The sequence below is a fragment of the Rhizobium gallicum bv. gallicum R602sp genome, assembly GCF_000816845.1.
GTDB lineage: Bacteria > Pseudomonadota > Alphaproteobacteria > Rhizobiales > Rhizobiaceae > Rhizobium > Rhizobium gallicum.
On sequence record NZ_CP006880.1, the window covers coordinates 1958963 to 1980009 of the forward strand.

The following is a 21047-nucleotide window of genomic DNA, read 5'->3' on the forward strand; positions in this document are numbered from 1 at the left end:
CTAACCGGCAACTGCGCCCGGGTGGCGGTCCTGGGAGAGGCCACCCGGACGCAGGCTTTTGTCGGTGTTATTTGCGATAGCCGAGATTCTTCAGCTCTGCTTCGGCCGCCGCCGCCATCTGGTCGAGGCCTTCATCCGGACCTACTTCGCCTAAGAGGATCTTGTAGAAGATCGGCGCCGTGGCTTCACGCACCTGCGCATGGAAGGGGAAAGGCGGCGCGCCGGCGAACAGCTTTCCCTGGTCCTTGAGCATGGTGTAGTAGCCATTCAGCTTCTTATCCATGTCGAGGACCTTGGGATCGTCATAAGTCGCCGTATTGGTGATGCGGGGCGCAGCAATCGCCCAATCGGGCTGGACCGAGTCCTGGCCGATGAACTGCAGGAAGAGCAAGGTCGCTTCCTTGTTCTTCGACGTCACCGGCAAGCCGAAGGCACCGCCGTCATAGTAACCGAGATAGCCCTTGCCGCCCTCGACCTCCTTGAGCACGTCGGGTTCGGTGGGCGGAAGCGCGACGCCGACGTTGCCGACCACCTTGGACTTTTCTGCATCCGACGCGATCCAGGCGGCGTTCTCGCCATAAACCAGGCCCTGTGCGACGCGGCCGGCGGCGAATGTCGTCCCGACTTCCGTCCAGGTTGAAGCAGCAGATTCAGGTGGAGCGATGTCCCGCAGATGCAGCCAGTATTTGATGGCGGCCTTGGCCTTGTCGCCGTTCATCTGGCCGCCATTTTCGACGGAGGCGGCATAGTTGTTATTGGCGTCGATACCCCAGTTGTAGACGCCGAATGTCGGAGCGATCGACTCGAAGAATTCGTACCAGGAGGCCGCGTGACCGGTGTGCGCCTGGGCCGTCGTTCCCCAGAGCTCCATCCCGTTGTCCTTGCCGTACTTGGTGAAGAACTCAGCAATCTGCGTATATTCCTCATGGGTCTTGGCCGGAACCAGATCCTTGCCTGTCTCCTTCTTGAAGGCTTCCTGGATTTTGGGATCATTGAAGAGGTCGGTGCGATAGAGATAGACCTTTATGAAGGCTTCCATCGGAATACCGAAGAGATCGCCGTCGGCGTTCTTGAAGTAGTTGGCGAATGTCGTGAAATGGGTTTCATCGAATTCCGGCGCCTTCAGCGACGGATCGTCCTTCAGCGATTTCGAAATGTCGGTCAGGAAGCTGCGCGCCAGATAGGCATAGATGATGTCCTGCTCGATATAGACCATATCATAGATGCCGGTCTTGGCTTCCATGTCCTTGATGGCCTTGTCGTACATCTGGTCCCAGGAGGTGGTCTCGATCTGGACCTTGATGCCGGTCTTTTTCTCGAATTCCGGCGCAAGCACGTCCTTGATGTAGTTGGACGGCGGCGTGCTTTCGGTCACGCCGTGCAGGACGACACCCTTGTACTTTGCGCCGGCATCCGACCAGAAATCGGCCCTTGCGGGTATTACGCTGGTAAGAACACCGATCGCAAGCGCAGCGATTCCAATTCCACTTTTCCTAATCATAATTCCTCCTCCTTGTGCCTTTGCACCACTTGCGGGCGCTGGCCGGCAAGTACGTTCCCACGACCGACAGGTGTCGGCCCCTCCCAGGTTCCGGCAGCACGGCTCCTCCCGGCTTCCAGATACGGTTCGCCCTCATCGGAACGCTACCTCTGAGCTGCTTTCCCGGCTTCGTTCCTAGTGGCGTAAGAAGAGCTTAGTGCGCGGTCTTTTGCTCCGCCACGCGTGGTTTGCCCGCGACCTATACTTTTTCGCCGACTGCCACGGCCGCCGAAAAGGCACGAATTTCCCTGAAGGGATCGCTTCGCGCTTGCGTTCCGATCTTGTGTGCGTTGCGCCGATAATCCGAGGGCGTGCGCCCGCAGATCTTGAAGAACTGCCTGTTGAAATTGGCAATGTTGTTGAACCCGACGTCAAAGCAGATCTCGGTGATCGGACGATAGGTCTGGGTCAGTAACGAGCAGGCGGCATAGATGCGCGCAAGGATGACGTAGCGCGCGAAGGTATGACCGGTCTGGCGCTTGAAAAAGCGCGAGAAGGCCTGCGGCTCGAGACCGCAGACCTTAGCGACCGAGGCCAGATCAATGTCGTCGCTGTAGTGCTCCAGCACATAGCGCATGGCGACATCGAGCTCATGGGGCAGTTCCATCTGCGAAGAGGCCGGCGCAAGCCGCGACAGCCTGCGCCGCTCGGAGGGAGTGCGTGCCAGCGCGATCATCAGCTGCAGGAAGAGCACCACACGCTCGGCGCCATGGGCCGAGCCCATCTGCGCAAGCAGCCGCCGGCCTTCAAGTGCCGTGGCGCCCAAGAATTGAACGCCGTAGACCGCGTCCTCATAAAGCGGCTTTATCGTGCCGAGCTCGGGACAAAATGAGGCGACGCGATCGGCCCATTCGGGGGTGAACTGGATTAGCACGTCGCGGTTGCGGATCAGCTTGCCGGGCTCGATATCGCTGACCCAATTGTGCGGCACGTTCGGACCAGTCAGCACCAGGCAGCCAGGCTCGAACTCGCCGATATAGTCGCCCACCATCATGACGCCCGAAGTCGTGCGGGTGAGATGCAGTTCGTATTCAGGATGATAGTGCCACTTCGCTCGGAAATAGGGGTAATCATGCATGTTCCAGCGAAAGGATTCTGCTGGCGGGCAGATGATCATCTCGAAATCGGGTACGATCCGCAAATCGGCTTTCATGGAAATAACCTCCTCCCGACAGGCAGGTCGTGGCTCCCCGGGCGCCTATGTCAGCATGCACGCCAAAAGAGCTTTTCGTCGTTCGGCTCCCTTGGCCAGTCGCAGCTTAAGAGCAAGCGAGCCATTGGTTCCCCCTGCACGTCGGCCTTCCGTTGGCGCTGGTTTGCGCCCTATATGTTGCCTGAGAAAACAAATTAGTTCATTTGGGAAAGCTGTCAACACCAATCTCATAAACCCATGTTTCCAAATCCCTGCAGACTACTATTGAGGCATTTGCACCCCAAAAAAAGCATTTGCTCACTTTGACATCGAATGCTCGACCCTCCTCGATCTTGAAATCCGCTTGACAGATGCGGCTGAAGCTTTATTTGTTGCGCAATGCAACATACTTTTCGAGGGGGAAGATATGGGCCGGTTAGGTATTCATTCTTTCGTGTGGACAGGCGGACAAACCCAAACGATGCTTGAGGAAGCAATGGAGAAATCCGCCTCCTGCGGTTACAACCTCATCGAGTTCGCCTACCTGCGCCCGGAGAAATTCGACCTCGATGCACTCGCCAAGCGGGCTGCGGCGCTGAAACTCGATATTGCTGTCACCATGGGCCTTCCGGTCAGCCACGACGTGTCGAGCGAAGATCCGCAGGCGGTGCGAGCGGGCGAAGGCATGCTGGCCGACGCCGTGCGCGCCGTGCGCGACATAGGCGGGAGCAAGCTCGGTGGCATCCTTTATTCCGCCCACACGAAATACGCCCGCATGCCGACCAAAAAGGGATGGGACAACAGTGTCGCGGCCATCGCCAAGACGGCTGGCCATGCCCAGTCTGCAGGAATCGACCTTGTTCTCGAAGTGGTGAACCGTTTCGAGACCAACCTTCTCAACACCACCGCCCAGGGCCTCGCCTTCATCGAGCAGGTAGGCTCCGAGCATGTGCGGCTGCACCTCGACACGTTCCATATGAACATCGAAGAAGCGAACCCGGCGGCCGCCATCCGGCTTGCGGGCGATAAGATCGGCTATTTTCATATCGGCGAAAGCAATCGCGGCTATCTCGGCGACGGCGTCATCAATTTCGACCTCATGTTCGATGCATTGCTCGACATCGACTACGAGCGCGACATCACCTTCGAATCCTTTTCGGGCGCTGTCGTCGATGAAGGTCTGTCGCTTGCCTGCGCGATCTGGCGCGACACCTGGACCGAAAACATGCCGCTCGCGCAGCATGCAAAGCGCTTCATCGACCTCAAGATGGACGAGGCGAAACGCCGTCGCGCGACCGTTGCGCGGCCGTGACGGCGAAAGATGGGGGGAAAGGTGAAGTCCGGTAGATACCGCGCGTTTGCGGCCCAGTCATGATGTGTCAATGGCAGGACAAGAGAGGCAAGGAGAATCGCCCGTGAATGAAGTGGGTCCAATCGCGTCTCAAAGCGGGATCCGCCAGCGCAATGAACTCGCGGCGATGCGGGCGCTCTATCGCCACGGCCGCTTGAGCCGGGCGGAGCTTGCGCGCATTCTAGGGCTCAATCGCTCCTCCTCCGGCCATATCATCGCCGGACTCACCGCCGAGGGCCTCGTGCGCGAGGTGGGAACCGCCGAGCAGGCCCAGACGACCCACGCGGGGCGGCCGGGCATCATGCTCGAACTTATGCCCGAAGCCGCCTTTTTTCTCGGCATCGAGATCGGCGTCGAACATATCACGGTCGTTGAGGTCGATCTCGCCTGCCGCATCGTCAACAACCGAATGGAGCCATTCGAGGGCCCATCCGTCGATGTCGAGACTGCGGTCTCGCGCGCGATCGCGATCGCCTTCGACACATTGCCGGCTGAACACCGCAGCCGCTGCGAGGGCCTCGGCGTCGCCGTGCCGGCGCAAATGGACCGAAATGGGCTGATCAACACCGCTCCCCTGCTCGGCTGGCAGAACATACAGCTTGCCGATCTCGTGCGTGCGGCCGTGCCGGCACAAATGCCGGTCATGGTGGAGAATGACGCAAATGCCTTCGCGATCGGCGCGAGCTACGGCGCTCGGGAGGTCCATTCGGGTGTCACGCTCTATCTCGTCATGGAAAGCGGCGTGGGCGGCGGCATCGTCGTCGACGGGACCGTGCTTCGCGGCGCGCGGGGACTTGCCGGCGAAATCGGGCATCTGCGCGTCGATGGTGCCGATGCGCCCGGCCGCAGCCTTGAAAGCGTCCTCGGTCTGGAGTGCATCCTGAGCATCTATCGTTGCGTCTCGATGCAGCCGGAACCAAACTTCGCGACTTTTCTGGTCGATGTGCGCGACCGCGTTCCCGGCGCCGTCGCCATAGCAGAGGACTGGGCGCGTGTGCTGGCTTACGGCCTGATTCAGGCCTGCAGGATCATCGATGCCGACAGGGTCGTCCTTGGGGGTTCGGTCGCCGCGCTCTATCCGCTGATGGCGGCGCGCGTCCTGCATCACATTCGCTCCATGCAGGAGGAGAGCTTTCCGCTGCCCTTGATCGAAACAAATGACGATGAGACGGTGGGGCCGGCCTTCGGCGCTGCCTGCATGCTTCACCAGCGCTATCTCCTGACCGACAGCGCGCGCTCTGCCGAGGATGCTGCATGACACGAACCGGCTTAGCCCCTGATGCCCTCGGACCGACGATAACGATCGGCGAGATCCTCGTCGAGATCATGGCAACGGATCGCGGCACAGGCTTTCTCGAGCCGATCACTCTCATCGGCCCCTACCCCAGCGGGGCTCCGGCAATCTTCATCGACCAATGCGCCAGAATAGGCGGTTCGGCCGGCATCATCGCCTGCGTGGGCGACGACGACTTCGGCCGCGTCAATGTCGCACGACTGCACGCAGACGGCGCCGACGTCTCGGCTATTTCGACCAGCCCAGAGTTTCCGACCGGCAGCGCCTTCGTGCGCTACCGGAATGACGGTTCGCGCGATTTCGTGTTCAACATAGCAAGATCCGCAGCCTCCCAGATCGACCTTACCGCCGCGGCGCGCGCGCTCATTGCCCGATCGGGCCACCTGCACGTCATGGGAACCGCGTTTGCCATACCCGGCGCCATCGAGATTATCGAATACGCGATTGCGACGATCAAGGCTCGCGGTGGCAGCATCTCCTTCGACCCGAACGTCCGCAAGGAGTTGCTCGGGCAATCCGAAACCCGCGCCCGCTTCGCAAGGCTTGTCGATATCGCCGACCTGATCCTCCCGTCTGGAGAAGAGCTGTTCGTCGCCGCTGGCGTCGGGGGCGAAAGTGAGGCGGTCCATGCGCTCTTCGCCCGTAACGCCAGCGAAGTGGCACTCAAGCGCGGCGCAAAGGGCTCAACCGTCTTCACACTGGAAGGCCGACGCATCGACTGCCCGGCCTTCGCAGTCGAAGAAATCGATCCGACCGGCGCCGGAGACTGCTTCGGTGGCGCCTATGTCGCGTGCCGTCGGCTCGGTATGCCAATCGAACAGGCGCTCACCTACGCCAATGCGGCCGGCGCCCGCAATGTCACGGCCAGGGGGCCGATGGAGGGGGCCGGCACCCGCGCCGAACTCGACGCCTTCATCGCCATGACACCGGGGCGCAGCATATGACCTCCGTACTCGCGAACCTAGCGCGCAGCCGGCGCACGGGCGCCATGGCGGGCATCACTTCGGTTTGCTCGGCTCATCCCATCGTGATCCGCGCGGCCCTTCGACATGCCGTGGCTTGCGATGGTCCGGTATTGGTCGAGGCGACCTGCAATCAGGTCAATCAGTTCGGTGGATACACGGGCTTGAAGCCCCGTGATTTTGTGGCGCTGGTGGAAAAGATCGCCGGCGAAGAGCGTGTGCCGCGAGACAAGGTCATCCTCGGAGGCGATCATCTTGGCCCCAACCCATGGCGTGCAGAACCTGCCGAGGTCGCCATGACCAAAGCGGACGACATGATCGCCGCCTATGTCGAGGCTGGCTTCCGAAAGCTCCATCTCGATACGTCCATGGGCTGCGCGGGCGAGCCGGTCGCGCTCGACGACGCGACGACAGCCGGGCGAGCGGTGAGGCTGGCGGCCGTGGCGGAACGGTGCGCGGCCTCTTCAGGCGGTGAGCCACCGGTCTATGTCATCGGAACCGAAGTGCCGCCGCCTGGCGGCGCGCATCATGTGATCACCACGCTCGAACCGACGCGCGTCGACGCGGCGCGCAAGACGATTGCGCTGCACCGGACGCGGTTTGACGCAGCCGGCCTCGGCAAGGCCTTCGACCGCGTGCTGGCGCTTGTCGTCCAACCCGGAGTCGAGTTCGGCAATGAAAACGTTATTGTCTACGACCGGGCGAGAGCACGAACCCTTGCCGCGCTGCTCGACGAGGAGCCCGCGCTTGTCTACGAGGCGCATTCGACTGACTATCAGGGCGCGCAAGCGCTCCGCGAACTCGTCGAGGACGGCTTCGCCATCCTCAAGGTCGGGCCGGAATTGACCTTCGCACTTCGCGAAGCACTCTACGGACTTGACTTGATCGCAAGCGACTTTATCCCCGGTTATCCGAGCCGAAACCTCATGGCCGTGATGGACGCGCTGATGAGGAAGGACCCCGGCCACTGGAAAGGCCACTATCAGGGTTCGCAGGCTAAGCAGCATATCCTGCGGCACTACTCCTATTCCGATCGTATTCGCTACTACTGGAACCACCCAGCAGCGGAGGATGCCGTCTTTCGGCTCACGAAAGCACTCGACGGCCGGATCATCCCGGCACCTCTTTTCCGGCAGCATCTGCCCAATTTGGTGAGGTACGCCGGAAAGCCCCTTGAACCGCAGGAGTTGCTGATTGACGCGGTGCGGGCAGTTCTCGACGAATACCAAAGCGCACATCAGCCGGGTCGATAACAACACGCATCGCAATCAACGACGCCCCCACCCTACCGCGACGTTGCGAAAGACGGACCAAGCGGCAAGCTTGCAACGAGAAACAAGGGCCTCGTCAGCGAGACGACACCTGCCGACGAGGTCGCCGGCGCCACGGTGATCCTGGCCTATGGTCTCGTCCCGGACTTCTGCCTCAAAGCTGCCGGAGGTCCGGGACTGCATAACATTTGTAGGACATGCAGCGGACGTCGGTTTCACATGCGATTTAGAATTACGTCTTCTTCCTCGTCTCGCTGTCGGCCTCCGAGCGCTGCAGCAGCAGAGGCAATGAAAGCGCCTATCAGGAGAGACAGAGCGCCGAGCATCGCAGTCGTTGCCGCTGCCTCACGTGCCTCGTCTGCAGCTCTTTGGGCAGTGACCTTGGCATCCTCCACCCGCTTTAAGATGGCGTCAACGCGTGTCTTGGCATCGGCCTCCGAAAGACCTGCGTGCGATGCCACGATCGTTGCGAGATAGTTTTTGTCCTCATCTGGGATCCCGCCTTGAGCGGCGCCTTGAAGAAGGATTCTCGAGACTTCAGCCGTGGCTGCACCCTGGTCGGTCGTGGCCTGCGCGCGATTTCGGTCTGGTCGAAGCAAAGCATCGGTGAAATAGGACGCCGAGAGATCGGTCGCCGGCGACTGCGATGATCCTGCTGCGACAGCGCCAGCAAGGCTTGCGTTGGTCGCCGCTTGGCCGACTGCCTGCGCGCCGGCCCCAGCAAGCGAGGTCAAAGATGACGTCAAGAAACCCACCACGAAAATCGTGGCAACCGCCCAACTGATCAAACCATGGGCGGTGTCCCGGAAGAAGACCTCGTCGGTGTGAACAGCGGCCCATCTCGTGCGGAGCCGGCCCGTGAGGTAGCCCCCTAACGCTGCCGACAACCACTGCACGACCACCAGCCAAATCGCGGCAGTCACGCCAATGGCCTCTGCCGAAGCGCTCTGTCCTGTCCAAGGCGACACCATCGTCAGCCCGACACCAGATCCGAGAAGCAAGAGGATCAGGGTGACGCCTGTGGCGGCGAAAGCACCACCGAGGATCGGTCCCCACGACATCGCGGACTTGGACGATTCGACAGGAGTGGCCGCGACGTCTGGACCTGTCATGGACATGGACATGGACACCTCCTATCGCATGAAGAGAACAAGGAGAATGACGATTGGCAGTGGAATGCCGAGAAGCCAAAGAAGAATACCGCGACCCATGGTGTTGCCTCCGATCTTGAGGTTTTGAAGTTATTGCAGTGACTTAACGCTGAGGCCTGTTCAATGTTCCGGCGTTCTAACGACCGACCTTTGCTAAATCCTGTCCGCACAGGCAACAGTTTCGTGGGCCCGTGTGGGGCTTCGCCGCAGTTGATCGGATTCCGGACGATTGAGGCAGCATCACTACCGGCAAAATTATGCAGAACTCGTGTGCAACCCCCACTGCCGGCCGAAGTCGGAGCTGAAAATGTACGTCCTGCCTTACCGAACTGCGATCGACCACATGGCCTCGAAGCCAGCCATGGAACAAACTTCGCTGAACGCAGTTCGCAAATCATGAACGATCAAGAAAAATGGACGGGCGGATGCCTCTGTGGAGGATGCCGGTATCAGTTCCAGGGCGATCGGCCTCATTCAGGCTATTGCCATTGCGACATGTGCAAGCGGGCAACGGGCGGCCCGTTCGCGGTTCTTGTCCAGGCGAGGCTTTCGGATTTGGTTTGGACGACCGGAAAGCCGTCCGTCTACAGGTCTTCGCCGATTGCAACGCGTGGATTCTGTGCCAGTTGCGGGACGCCGCTCTTTCTGCGGTACGACGGGGACGAATTGATACGACTGACCGCCGGGTCTCTCGATCATCCCGAGCGGATTCGACCGGCGGGGCACTATGGCATCGAAAGCCGCCTGCGGTGGGCCGAATGTGGACCCGGCTTGCCAGAGGAGGAAACGCAGGAGAGATTCTAGCTTGCGAAGAACTTTGCTCGCCGCGGCCGTCGTCGTTCTGGCCTTGTCGTCTGCGCGCCGCGACCGGGTCACCCTCTTAAAACCGGGGCGTCCTTGTCCCTCTCCAGCCGTTCCACACCAATCATGTGGTTTCGCGCGCCGCTCGACCTGATGAGTTCATCGACCTTCGTTTGAAGCGTCCGCATGTCGCGGTTCTGGGAATGCTGGAGAAGAACGAGGATGAGGCAGGTTGCCAATGTTGCCAGCATATTTGTTGCCAGGAGCCATTGCTTTGTTGGACCCGTCGCCAAACCGAGAATAACCCAGATTGCGATAACTGCAGCAACGGCCATCAGGGCAAGCCTGCTTCCGACGATACGTGCGGAGTGATCCGACAGGCGACCAACGAGCTGATGAGCTAGTGGAGTGGGCACGATCGCTTTCCTCACTACGCTGGTCAGGCGACGCCTGGAGCGTCCTGCTGAACTGTCGTCTTCTCCTGCGCCTTTTGATCGACGCACTCGGCTTTTTCCGCCAGCATCTTGCTCAGTTCTCGAAGCTCGTTCTCGCCGAGTTTTTCAATTCCGACGAACTTATTCTGCGCCTGGGATGTCAAGATAAGTTCATCGAGCTTTGCCTGAAGCGCTTTCCCGTCGCGATTTTGCGAGTTCTGCAGGACGAACACCATCAGGAAAGTGATTATGGTGGTGGATGTGTTGATGACGAGCTGCCACGTCTCCGAAAAGTTGAAGAACGGGCCGGATATCGCCCAAATCAGAACCAAAGATACCGCGACAATGAAGGTCCCCGGTCGGCCGGAAAGGTCGGCCACTCCTGTTGCGAACTTGGAAAAGAACCTGGACGCCATTTGCTACCTCCGCGCTGATCGCCCCCATTAACGGCCGGAAAGCGTTGCGGTTCCTCTCAGCGTCAACGTCGCTCTCTGGCGAGCATCAATATGTCGCAGTGCTCTTTTTTGGTGGCGTCGATTTTCACGGCCCGGAAACGGACAAGCTGCGATGCGGCTCACTGTCGGTCGTGATTGTGGCCTGAAAAGTCGGGTCGCTGCATACCCCAAGATCCGCACTTTTAAAGTTTCCGCGCTGACACTCGGGGTTGACGCATCTAGCGCAAACTCTAGCTGCAGTCCGGGCGCATCAACATCGAGAGGATGGCAAGTGCTCCAGCAAGAACGCGTGGATCGTCAGAAGCGCACGACGCAGACCGCGGAGAATATCATCGACGACGAACGTCGCCTTCGTGTCGCGAAGAGCAAACGCCTTCGCGCAGTTCGAATGGCAACACCCCGAGAAAAACCGTCTTTAACAGGGGAGATGAAAATGCCTCAGCTAGATAGAATTCCAGCCATTCCGCTCCACGATGAACATGTCGTCACAGCAAGAGAGGCGCTCGAAGGGCTTTATCTGAAACTTCAACAGGAGGCCGAAGTGCGTCTGGTTGCCGCAGCACTGCGTGCAGGCTGGTCCGCCGAGGAAGCGATCGATGCAATCGACGACCTTCGGAAAGAAGACGTGCAGGTCGTGAATTGACGCATAAGCCCCGAGTAAGGTCGATGGCCAGCGTCGTCGGCGTTTTGACGATTTGTTCGGTTGTTTGGAAGTGGCGCTCCCTCCATTGCACATGCAGGTAGAGGAACATTTTTTATCGCCCTGGATCGCACGCGCGATGATCAGGACTTACAAACCCAGCCGCAGCGATCTCCCGTAGTCAGGCAAAATACCGTGGGAACCTCGAGGGTGCTGCCTCGTTAGGATGAATCAATAACAACAAATAGGAGGAAGCGTCATGAAACACACTTCGTTGGCTCTGGTTGCCATTGGCATGGCAGCTTTGACATCCCAACCAAGCTTCGCCGATTGCGTGGACATAACCGGGTCTACAGGGACGGAGGACCGTAGCGGCATCGCCAAAGACGGTACTCGTGCTCCGATGGAAGGCAGTGAAACCACGCAAGCGCAAAAGAACAAGGCTGACGCCAACGCACCTCAGAAAGAGGGTGGAACATTGCCGTTGGCCAAGAACCCCAATCTTGCGACGTCTGAACAGGATGTGGTGGCACAGCAGCATGGCGATAAAACCGCTGCTGCGAAGGCTCAGCAAGACAAGTGCGATTAGTCAGGCGAACCACATCGTAGATGTGAGGGAGGCATTCGCCTCATAGGTCCACCTGGGGCCCAAAGTCTGCGACGAAACCAAAGCGCGACCGGCGAGCTGCTCCTTCGAGATTTTTGGTATGCAGGATCGAATGGGCGTAGCTTCCAGGGGCATGGACGCTCGCGCCGAGGTGGTTCGAAGGCTTGGCGATTTGCCGTTGTGATCTTCTTGACGTTCTGGGGTGGCGACCACGAGCTCTGACATCGGACCCGAATGCGACTCACTGCGGGGTCTATATATCCGCCTTGTCCCAACTGCTGAGCCGATCCTTCGGCATCAGCATCTCGGAACGGCGCCATCTCGACCGTCTAGTTGGATGATTCTTCACCATGTCCCAGTGAACACAAACCCCCGGCAAGCCAGGGATTTGTCTGCAGTCTCACCCAGCGTTTAGCCAGGATCCGTTTCTTAGTGCCACGTTTGGTTTTCATACCAATCATCGACGTCTTGATGGACGCGGTCGCGAGCCATGCCGTAGCGCTCCTGGATTTTTCCCTCCAGCTGCTCGCGCTTGCCGGCGATCTGATCAAGATCGTCGTCTGTGAGCTTGCCCCATTGTTCCTTGATCTTGCCCTTCATCTGTTTCCAATTACCCTCAACGCGATTCCAATCCATAGTGTTTCCTCCTTTTGTTGTGTCGAGAAAACGGCCCGTCGCATGTTTTGTTCCGAGCAGCCGCGCCCCCTGACGGGCAGACAGCGCGCCGTCGCGTCCGGCACCTAATGCCTTGCAGAAACCCGTCTTTGGCGGCTGCGATGCTACAGCTCTGCCTGCGGTCGATCCGAATACCCACAAACAGCACGACCAACACCAACCATCAAAATCTTCCAACTGCATTCTGACAGCGACCCCTCAGGAAAACACCGGCAACAGCAGGGTTACCAACACCGATAACCCAACCTGCCCATAGCCATGCAGTGAACGTGGAAAAGAGGTGCGGTTCGCGCCGATCCTTTTTTCTTTTCGACCCACTTAATTTGGGGACGGCAGAAATCAGGACCGCGCTCGACAAGCGGTGACAGGCGGTCGACATCTTCGAGGGGGCTCAAGCCCGCGAGGCGATTTGTTGGACGTGACTTACCAATCGACTGCACTCTTCCGAAAAAAGCTTGTCCGTCCACAATTTTTCAGCGTGAAGCTCGCGTTTTTCGTTGAGCCCGATCTGTTTGAAAGCTCGCATAGACATGTGCTGCCGAAACGGCTGTGGTTTGGATCTTGAGTCCGGTCACTTCATCGTCGAATCAGACTTTGCTGTGCGCTGCGATGAAGCCGGCGGACGATGCCTGTTTGGATCCGTCGCATGTTTACTTCCGGCTGATTCCGGGTGAACACTTACTGATTGGCCTTCACTATCCCGAAGATCGGCAGAATAAAATGGACCGTATCGATGCAATGAAAGTGTTCGTCACCGCGATCGACGAAGGCAGTCTGGCAGGTGCCGCCCGGCGGCTGAAGCGATCACCAACTGCGGTCAGCCGGGCACTGAGCTTCCTGGAAGCTCATGTCGGCGTTGAACTGCTGCATCGAACGACCCGCACCCTCAAACTGAGCGACGCGGGTCAGCGTTACGCCGCAGCCTGCCGGCGGGTCCTCGTCGATCTCGAGGAGGCTGACATGCTCGCCGGCGGTGAGCGTTCCGCCCCTCGCGGGATGCTGACGATTTCGGCGCCGCCAATCCTCGGGGAAGAAGTCGTGCATCCCATTCTGGACGATTTCCTTGAGCTGCACCCGGCCGTTTCAGTTCGGCTTCTGCTGCTGGATCGGTTCGTCAATCTGGTGGACGAAGGTGTCGACATTGCCTTGCGCATCGGCCATCTCGCCGATTCATCACATATCTCCACCCGGCTTGGCGGCGATGTGCGGCGCGTCGTCGTTGCATCCCCGCGCTATCTAGCCACTCATCCCCGCATCGCAGAACCCGCAGATCTCACGAAGCACCAAATCGTCGCCTTTACCAATTTCGGTCTCGACTCGTGGGGCTTCACGCCGGCACAGGGCTCATCCATTCCCCGGACAGTCCAGTTCACGCCGAGGTGCATCGTCAACAGCGTGCGGGCTGCAGTCGCTTCGGCCGCTTCCGGGCGCGGTTTGACCAGGCTCTATTCGTATCATGTCGCAGACTATGTGAGGGACGGCCGGCTGACGATCGTGCTCGCAGATGCCGAGCACCCTCCGCTGCCGGTTCATCTCCTCGCACCACAGGGCCGCATGTCCGTTCCGAAGGTCCGCGCCTTCGTCGATTTCGCCACGCCGCGTCTGCGCTCGGAATTAGCACGCTTGGCAACGCAGGCAGGCACGCTCGGTTAATTATGCCGATTTCCGGAGGAGTGTCGCCCAAAGCACGGCAATTCTCCCTGACACCGGATGGGTCTAAATCAATTGCACCGACGCCGAGGGCGAAGGGCTGGCGCAGATGAAGCGCCCGCTGCAATCGAAAAAGGATCCCCGTCCATGAATACCGAAGGAAATGTCGTCATCATCACCGGAGCATCACAAGGGATTGGCGCTGAATTGGTTCGCGCCTACCGCGACCGCAACTTCCGTGTCATCGCCACGTCCCGCTCGATCAAGCCCAGCACGGACCCGGATGTTCACGCCGTGCCCGGCGACATCAGTCAGCCGGCGACTGCCGAACGGATCGTGCGCGAAGGGATTGAGCGCTTTGGCCGCATCGATTCGCTGGTAAACAACGCCGGCGTCTTCCTCGCCAAGCCCTTCATCGAAATGACCCAGGAAGACTACGACCACAACCTCGGTGTCAATGTGGCCGGCTTTTTTCACATTACCCAGCGCGCAGCCGCCTGGATGCTGAAGCAGGGTTCGGGCCATATCGTCAGCATCACCACGAGCCTTGCCGATCAGCCAATGGTCGGGATGCCCTCGGCACTCGCCTCCTTGACCAAGGGCGGTCTGAACGCTGTGACCCGGTCTCTGGCGATGGAGTTCTCGAAGAGCGGCGTTCGCGTCAACGCGGTGTCTCCGGGCGTGATCAAGACGCCCATGCATCCTGTGGAGACGCACTCGGCGCTCGCCGAATTGCATCCAGTCGGCCGAATGGGCGAAATCCGCGACATCATCGATGCCGTCCTTTATCTCGAAACCGCTGGTTTCGTGACCGGCGAAATCCTCCACGTCGATGGCGGCCAGAACGCCGGTCGCTGGTGAACGTCTCGAAAGGAGATCACAATGCCTATCGTCACCGTACAGGTTACCCGCGAGGGGACCACTCCTGACCGCAATTCGGTCACCACCGAGGAAAAGGCCGCCATTATCAAGGGCGTCAGCGAGGTGCTGCTCAAAGTGCTGAACAAACCCCTTGAGTCGACCTACGTGGTGATTGAGGAGGTCGATCTCGACAATTGGGGCTGGGGTGGCCTTCCGACCGTACAGTATCGCGGCATGCGTGCCGCGGCAGCAAAATCCTGAGCCGCCGGCCCGAAGCTTTGCACGTCAGCGTCGTGCCTTCGCCCGGGAACTCACGACACGATTGATCGCTGCGTTCCGTCAACTTGATGATCTACAAAGGGCGCGTGCTAGCGCCGCCCTTTTTTCACACAAAAGGAAAACATGACACTCGTATCCATAGCGAGTGGCCGCAAAAGGACGATCTGCCTTGGCTGGAGGCTCGACGCCGACCTAGTTGTCGATGACACCCTTTCGGGTCGCGCCAGTTCACACCTTAGGGCTCGCGGTCCTCGATCCACTCGGCACGGGGCGAACGTCGGCTGCGCTCCGGCTCGGAAAGCGGTCTCGATCTCGTCGTCTCGGGCATCGGCGCGGCCCGCTGACGACTCATCGGCCACGGGGTCGAGGTCAGCGAAATCAACCACGGTAGGGTCATATCGTCAAGAAAGGGACCCCACTCATCCTGCCGGTTAAGTAGATTCAGATGCGGCTCAGCGCCCTGTTGCAGTCGGGAACAAATGCCCATTCCTCCGGGAAGGAGAACCGAGCCGCATTGTCTTTTCCGCCCCGGCTGCAGCATCAATCACATACTGGGTTGTGGCTTCAATCTGGTTTGTGCAAGCAAGGCGGTCGGGCGCAGCAATCGGTTCCCGACATGCTTGACTTCGCTCCGCGTCCCGGGGGGGCCGCCCTGCGGGATGGTAGGAGGCGAGATTGGTCAGCTGGATATTACTGTTCACCTTGACGACAACGGCAGGCTTTTCTTGAATGGATCCGAATTAAAAGTCGCTCAGCTACACGTGGGTAAGGTCGCCCCAGGGGCGTCCGCATCCCGCTTAGCCTTTCCGTGCCGGCTAAGCAATCGCGGGTTGATCGATGCTGTCTTTGGCCCTATATAGAAACAGCTGCCGCGTGTACCTTTCCTCCCGGTGCCGCCAGCTGTTCCCCTCTGGAGGTTCACACCTTCACATCTCATGGGCCGCAACTACCCAGCGGCCCATTTTTTTACGACAGTCCGGCTCCATTACCGGCCAGCCCTCCAGCAAGATACTCTTGAGGTCTCGTTCTTGCTCTGCGAGGAAACCGCGGAACGGTGTTTCCGCAAGCTGGACAGGTCCGTTCAAGCGAGCAGTTCTCCCCCTCGCCACTCTGTTGGCCGGGCCGGTGCCCAGTTCGTGTGATGCGACAAGGGTCGCCCCGGAGGGTCTGGGGGTCGAGGCGAGCCCCGTCGCATCTCGCGCCGCAGGAAGTTAATCTGCGGCACGTCGGAAGCTTGAGCGAACTGCCGCTGCGCAAGCAGTGGCGTATTCGTCCAACGCGAAATGCCAGATAGCCGCGCAATGGCGATCCCGGAAATAAGATGTTCCAGCCACCTGCAGCAGACTACAGTGCGACCGCGTAGAAAAATGCCCCGCAAGCGGCGGGGCAATTGAGAAATGCGAAATGCGAAATCGCCGCAAAGTGGACGACCAAGCCTAGTTTAGCTTGGAGGGGCTTGCCGTCAACTTGGACTAAGGTCCCAACTCGGCGCAGGGCACTCTGGCTGCACTTGGATTGAGCTGGCCGCGTCATCATAAACCGGTGGTCCGGCTGGTGCCCTTTTTCAACGGGAGCCGCGTAGGTATACCCTTGCGGGCGGAGTGTTCAAACGACCCGATAGCAGCCCGCGAGAGAGCGGCGATCAGTCTGTCGGGCTCACATGGCTTGTAAAGCAGCTGGCCTGCGGAGAAGGCGGGTTCGCTCTCGATCGCCGCATCTGGTTCGCCAGAATAGAGAATGAAGGGGACACTGCGCTCTGCAAGGGTCTTCACCGCAAACGAGCATACTCCATCGCTGAGGCGCGGATCGACAATGGCGACATTCGGGGTGTTGAGACCCAGCCACCCGGTAGCCTCGGCACAGGTCGACAAGGTGACGACCTTGTCGGCGCCGTTTTCCTGGAGAAGCTTCTCGATATCGAGAGCGATGATCGGCTCGTCCTCAAGAAGCAGAACAGTTCCAATTGTCATCTTGCACCCTTTGCTCTCGCAATTGTGCGCTATCAAATAGCGTACATCCGACACGGCTCGAAGTCACTTCACATTGTGAAGCGCAGGATTGCTGCGCAGTTACAACTTACGTGTCATGTCATTCAGGCTGTGCGTCTACGCAACGTTGCTTTTGTCCACCGCTGGCCTCCAGCAATTCCTCGTCGGCGGGTTGAAGGAACGTCCGACGGAGGTGATTACTTTATTTGGGTGGCGCACCAGCAGATTGTTTTAAAACAGCAATCCCGCCGGCGCTCTTTCCTGACTAATGCCATTGGGTGAATTGCAATCGGACGTGATACATCGCCTCATTGAAAGCGGGGATTTTTATTTTCTGTGCCGATGCTTGTCCCCGCTTAGGCCCCTGCGTAAATTTGGGCGGTTTGATCATGCGTCTTATTGTTGTGAACGACGTTTCCGTTATCCGAGGTGGAGCCACGAAAGTCGCGATTCAGTGTCTGCAGGCTTGTGTGCGAGCCGGCTTGGATTGCACCTTCTTTGTCGGCGACGACGGGACCGGCCTCAAAGAGTCCGGTCTGCGCGTAGCCACGATCGCGCTTGGCGAGAGGCCGCTTCGAGATGGGCCGGTTATCGCCAATGTCTTCGATCGTCACTTCAACAAGCGGGCATACGAGGCTCTGGCAATACTCTTGGGCCAATCCTGCGAAGAGACCGTCGTTCATGTGCACGGCTGGAACCAGATCCTATCGCCCTCGATCTTCCATGCGTTGGCCGAGAGCGCGGCACGCGTCATTGTAACGGCCCACGATTTTTTCCTGAACTGCCCGAATGGCGGCCGGCTCAACTACAAGAGCGGCGAAATCTGCCCCGTCAAACCGATGTCATTCGAGTGCCTGGCAACCAACTGCGATAAGCGCAACTATCTGCACAAGCTCTGGCGCTTCCGGCGCATGCTGGGGCAGATTGGCGTGGGTGACAATTTCTGGGAGCGCATCGAGGTGATCCTCGCCCATGAGAAAATGGAAGCCTATCTGACCCCCGGGCCAATCAGGAACTTCCAGACCTTGCGCACACCCACCGAGCCTCTCACGGGGCGGCCGACGGAACCTTGGCGGCGCGAACGCATCATGTTTCTCGGCCGCATGACCTGGGAAAAGGGCGTGCGTACCCTCAGTGAAGCGCTGCGCATGACCGGTCAGGCAGCAACGCTGATTGGCCGTGGGCCGCTTCTCGAAGAAATGCAGGCGACGCTTCCCCATTGCTGGGTACCCGGCTGGCTCGATGATGCAACCGTGTCCGAGCTTGCCGACCAGGCTCGGATATTCGTGATGCCGTCTCGGATGCCGGAGCCTTACGGACTGGTGGCCGCCGAGGCGATCATGAGCGGAATCCCGGTCATCATAAGCAGCAACGCCCTCATTGCTGAGGAGATTGAGCAAAACGGCGCAGGGCTGGTGTTCAAGAGCGGCGACGCCGCCTCACTCGCCGAAGCGTTGTTGAAGGTCAAGAGCGACAGCCTTGTGCAAAAGCTTGCCGAAGGCGCCCGCGCCTTTGGCAAGAAGATTGCGCCCAGCCGCCCAGAATGGGAACGCCGGATGATCGCGATCTATACAGGGGAGACTGCATTTCTCGCTGCTTAGGGGGGATCATGACGCGTGCACTCGTGACGGGCGGATGCGGTTTTGTGGGCCGGCATCTCTGTGACCGGCTTTTGGCCGAGGGCTTCGATGTGGTCTGCGTCGATTTAATGAAACCGGGAACGGGCGCAAGGCCACCGGTTTCAAGCCAGCGCTTGCATCGTCAGTTCACCTTGAATGAGCAGGATTGCCGGGCATTTTTTGAATGCGCTGACGAGCATTTCGACTATGTGTTTCACCTCGCGGCGCTCGTCGGCGGGCGCATGACGCTCGAGAACCAGACGCTGCTCGTTGCCGAAGATCTCGCCGTCGACGCAGCGCTCTGGCGGTGGGCAGGCGAATGCCGACCCGGAACCGTCGTCTATTTCAGCTCCAGCGCGGCCTATCCCGTGGCGTTGCAGACCGAGGCGAAGCAGACGCTGCTCTGCGAAGACATGATCTCTTTCGATCGCCCGCTCGGCGTGCCCGACCTCAGCTACGGCTGGACCAAGCTCACCGGCGAGTACTTGATGAAGCTTTATGTCGAGCGCTATGGCGGCCGTGCCGTTGCCTATCGGCCATTCAGCGGCTATGGCGAGGACCAGGACCTCGCCTATCCCTTCCCCGCCATCTGTCGCAGGCTTCTCAAGGAGCGCGGTGCTCCGGAAGTCTCCGTCTGGGGGAGCGGACACCAATGCCGCGACTTCATCCACATTTCCGATTGCATCGATTTCATCTGGGAAACGATGGACGCGCTGCCATCAGGCGCAAGCCTCAACCTCTCGACGGGTAAGCCAACCTCTTTCATTTCGCTTGCCGAGCTTATAAGTCGCGAGCTCGGCTGGGCACCGCATGTGCGAGGAACGGCAAACCGTCCAGAGGGCGTCTTCTTCCGCTGCGGCGACGTTACGCTTCAAAAGTCGTTCGGACTCACGCCGAAGGTCGGTATCGAAGAAGGCGTGCGGCGCTGCCTTAAGCATCATCACCGTCTAGAAGCTGCCTGCGTCTGAACCGCGAAGATTATTGCGCAGGCGGGAAACTGAGCGAGCCCCGGGCTTGGTCTGCAAGTCGTTGCCATGAGTTTTGGATAACCCGCGTCATGGCTGCTCGCCAAACCCAAAGGCGTGAGGTTCCAGGTGGAGGATGCGCAGAACGATCCCAGCCAGCCACTGGATCAAGTAATCGTTGGGCCTTGACGCCATCATCGTCGCAGCCGTCGCTGCCGACGGTGACAGCACCCCGGCTCTCGCCAACATGGCAACCGACGAAGGGATTCCGCTTGTCTATGCGAACCATCCGCCGCCGATGTCGACAAGCTGCCAGAAACCGCCGTTCGTTGCATCCAATGAGATGCTCAGCCGGTTGATGGAAGCAGACCGCTCTCTGATAAGTCATAGCCCTAGTTCTGCAGAGGCGAGATTCCCACTTGCTCGGCTACGACTAACATGTTAGTCAATCTATACTGAATAGTCAGATCGCGGGATGTAAGTTCGTGGGGCGTTTTGGATTATCGGTCGCGCTGGCGACACCTTTCGACGGCGACGATAACATTGCAGTTTCCGCGATGATCGCTCAGGCAAAGCGCAGCCTTGCGCAGGGCTGTTCCAGCGTCACGCTGTTCGGGACGACCGGCGAAGGATCGTCGATCGGCAACGCGGAGCGCCAGAGGGTGCTTGCGGCATTCATCGAGGCCGGTATTGATCCCTACCAAATCGTCGTGGGCGTCCTGGTCGATGCCGCCGAGGATGCTGCTGCCCAGACGGGCTATGCCCTGTCCATGGGTGTCCGAAACATTCTCCTTGCCCCGCCTTGCTATTTCAAGAATGTCAGCGACGAAGGCATTTTCCACTGGTTTAATGCCGTATTCCGCATTCTCGGGGACCAAGCCCGCGACATCATCGTCTATAACATTCCCTCCGTCACGATGGTGCCCTTGAGCGTTGCGCTGATCGGCCGCCTGCGTCAGGCGTTTCCCGGAATTGTAACGGGCGTCAAGGATTCCTCCGGCGATTGGGCCTTTACCGAAAGGCTGCTCGAGGCCCATCACGATCTCATCATCCTGATCGGCGATGAGCGTCATCTTGCACAAGGTACGCGCACGGGCGGCCAGGGGGCAATCTCCGGCATGGCGAATTTCATCGCCCCCGAGATCAAGCGCATGGCCGAAGAGGGAAAAGATGATCCGCGCGTGGTCGCTTTCGTGGCCGAGCTCCTGAAGTATCCCGTGACCCCCGCCGTAAAGGTGATGATCGCGCATCTGAGCGACGATGAAATGTGGCTTGCGGTCCGACCACCGCTCGTTTCAATATCCGGCGAAGGATGCAGCAAGCTTGCCCTTGCCTTTGACGCCCTGTTTCGAAAAAAGGCCGCCTAATCGTC

General features: G+C 59.4%; 20 protein-coding genes and 1 pseudogene. 14 read left to right on the forward strand and 7 right to left on the reverse strand.

Annotated features, from left to right (window positions below; translation table 11 throughout):
- Positions 1–67 precede the first annotated feature (67 nt).
- Positions 68–1501 carry an extracellular solute-binding protein gene (locus RGR602_RS32320; RefSeq protein ID WP_040116008.1) on the reverse strand — a complete coding sequence of 478 codons (1434 nt, stop codon included), beginning with the start codon at positions 1499–1501 and terminating at the stop codon, positions 68–70.
- A 238-nt stretch (positions 1502–1739) separates the two neighbouring features.
- Positions 1740–2693, reverse strand: a complete 954-nt coding sequence (locus RGR602_RS32325; protein ID WP_040116009.1) for a helix-turn-helix domain-containing protein — start codon at positions 2691–2693, stop codon at positions 1740–1742.
- 406 nt (positions 2694–3099) lie between these two features.
- On the opposite strand from RGR602_RS32325, the gene RGR602_RS32330 reads away from it, so the two are divergent.
- From RGR602_RS32330 to RGR602_RS32345, 4 genes are all read left to right on the forward strand, one after another.
- A complete protein-coding gene (locus RGR602_RS32330; RefSeq protein ID WP_040116010.1) occupies positions 3100–3984 on the forward strand; it encodes a sugar phosphate isomerase/epimerase family protein in 885 nt (294 codons plus the stop codon).
- 103 nt (positions 3985–4087) lie between these two features.
- Positions 4088–5281: an ROK family transcriptional regulator gene (locus tag RGR602_RS32335; RefSeq protein ID WP_040116011.1), complete on the forward strand. Its 1194-nt coding sequence runs from the start codon at positions 4088–4090 to the stop codon at positions 5279–5281.
- A complete protein-coding gene (locus tag RGR602_RS32340) occupies positions 5278–6261 on the forward strand; it encodes a tagatose kinase (protein WP_040116012.1) in 984 nt (327 codons plus the stop codon). The genes RGR602_RS32335 and RGR602_RS32340 overlap by 4 nt, the downstream gene beginning before the upstream one ends.
- Positions 6258–7532 carry a D-tagatose-bisphosphate aldolase, class II, non-catalytic subunit gene (locus RGR602_RS32345; protein WP_040116013.1) on the forward strand — a complete coding sequence of 425 codons (1275 nt, stop codon included), beginning with the start codon at positions 6258–6260 and terminating at the stop codon, positions 7530–7532. The genes RGR602_RS32340 and RGR602_RS32345 overlap by 4 nt, the downstream gene beginning before the upstream one ends.
- 233 nt (positions 7533–7765) lie before the next feature.
- Here RGR602_RS32345 and RGR602_RS32350 read toward each other — a convergent pair whose 3' ends face one another.
- Positions 7766–8674: a membrane protein gene (locus RGR602_RS32350; RefSeq protein WP_040116014.1), complete on the reverse strand. Its 909-nt coding sequence runs from the start codon at positions 8672–8674 to the stop codon at positions 7766–7768.
- A 423-nt stretch (positions 8675–9097) separates the two neighbouring features.
- Here RGR602_RS32350 and RGR602_RS32355 point away from each other — a divergent pair, with 423 nt between their 5' ends.
- Positions 9098–9505: a GFA family protein gene (locus RGR602_RS32355; protein ID WP_052451871.1), complete on the forward strand. Its 408-nt coding sequence runs from the start codon at positions 9098–9100 to the stop codon at positions 9503–9505.
- A 68-nt stretch (positions 9506–9573) separates the two neighbouring features.
- Here RGR602_RS32355 and RGR602_RS32360 read toward each other — a convergent pair whose 3' ends face one another.
- On the reverse strand, positions 9574–9918 hold the full coding sequence (locus RGR602_RS32360; protein ID WP_040116016.1) for a low affinity iron permease family protein: 345 nt from the start codon (positions 9916–9918) through the stop codon (positions 9574–9576).
- Between the two features lie 23 nt (positions 9919–9941).
- Complete coding sequence (locus RGR602_RS32365; protein WP_040116017.1) at positions 9942–10352, reverse strand: low affinity iron permease family protein; 411 nt, start codon at positions 10350–10352, stop codon at positions 9942–9944.
- Positions 10353–10824: 472 nt separating this feature from the next.
- Between RGR602_RS32365 and RGR602_RS32370 the strand changes: the two genes are divergently transcribed.
- Both RGR602_RS32370 and RGR602_RS32375 read left to right on the forward strand, forming a co-directional pair.
- Positions 10825–11034 (forward strand): hypothetical protein, encoded by a 210-nt coding sequence (locus tag RGR602_RS32370; RefSeq protein ID WP_052451938.1) that lies wholly within the window; start codon positions 10825–10827, stop codon positions 11032–11034.
- Positions 11035–11290: 256 nt separating this feature from the next.
- A complete protein-coding gene (locus RGR602_RS32375) occupies positions 11291–11620 on the forward strand; it encodes a hypothetical protein (RefSeq protein WP_052451872.1) in 330 nt (109 codons plus the stop codon).
- 447 nt (positions 11621–12067) lie between these two features.
- Here the strand turns inward: RGR602_RS32375 and RGR602_RS32380 are convergent, their stop codons facing one another.
- Complete coding sequence (locus tag RGR602_RS32380; protein WP_040116018.1) at positions 12068–12274, reverse strand: CsbD family protein; 207 nt, start codon at positions 12272–12274, stop codon at positions 12068–12070.
- 759 nt (positions 12275–13033) lie between these two features.
- Here RGR602_RS32380 and RGR602_RS32385 point away from each other — a divergent pair.
- The 3 genes from RGR602_RS32385 (at position 13034) to RGR602_RS32395 (ending at position 15085) form a co-directional block, all read left to right on the forward strand.
- Positions 13034–13966 carry a LysR family transcriptional regulator gene (locus RGR602_RS32385; RefSeq protein ID WP_040116682.1) on the forward strand — a complete coding sequence of 311 codons (933 nt, stop codon included), beginning with the start codon at positions 13034–13036 and terminating at the stop codon, positions 13964–13966.
- 144 nt (positions 13967–14110) lie between these two features.
- Complete coding sequence (locus RGR602_RS32390) at positions 14111–14824, forward strand: SDR family NAD(P)-dependent oxidoreductase (protein ID WP_040116019.1); 714 nt, start codon at positions 14111–14113, stop codon at positions 14822–14824.
- 21 nt (positions 14825–14845) lie between these two features.
- Positions 14846–15085: a tautomerase family protein gene (locus RGR602_RS32395; protein ID WP_040116020.1), complete on the forward strand. Its 240-nt coding sequence runs from the start codon at positions 14846–14848 to the stop codon at positions 15083–15085.
- 1550 nt (positions 15086–16635) lie between these two features.
- Here the strand turns inward: RGR602_RS32395 and RGR602_RS32410 are convergent.
- Entirely contained in the window at positions 16636–17073 is a 438-nt protein-coding gene (locus RGR602_RS32410; RefSeq protein WP_063856028.1) for a response regulator, read from the reverse strand.
- Between the two features lie 407 nt (positions 17074–17480).
- On the opposite strand from RGR602_RS32410, the gene RGR602_RS32415 reads away from it, so the two are divergent.
- From RGR602_RS32415 to RGR602_RS32425, 4 genes and pseudogenes are all read left to right on the forward strand, one after another.
- Positions 17481–18692: a glycosyltransferase family 4 protein gene (locus RGR602_RS32415; RefSeq protein WP_040116023.1), complete on the forward strand. Its 1212-nt coding sequence runs from the start codon at positions 17481–17483 to the stop codon at positions 18690–18692.
- A gap of 8 nt (positions 18693–18700) precedes the next feature.
- The gene (locus RGR602_RS32420) at positions 18701–19678 is read left to right on the forward strand and encodes an NAD-dependent epimerase/dehydratase family protein (RefSeq protein WP_040116024.1); all 978 of its coding nucleotides are present in this window, start codon (positions 18701–18703) and stop codon (positions 19676–19678) included.
- A 99-nt stretch (positions 19679–19777) separates the two neighbouring features.
- A pseudogene (locus tag RGR602_RS39020) lies at positions 19778–20039 on the forward strand (rhizopine-binding protein); the annotation flags it as partial.
- Positions 20040–20160: 121 nt separating this feature from the next.
- Positions 20161–21042 carry a dihydrodipicolinate synthase family protein gene (locus RGR602_RS32425; protein ID WP_040116025.1) on the forward strand — a complete coding sequence of 294 codons (882 nt, stop codon included), beginning with the start codon at positions 20161–20163 and terminating at the stop codon, positions 21040–21042.
- Positions 21043–21047 lie beyond the last annotated feature (5 nt).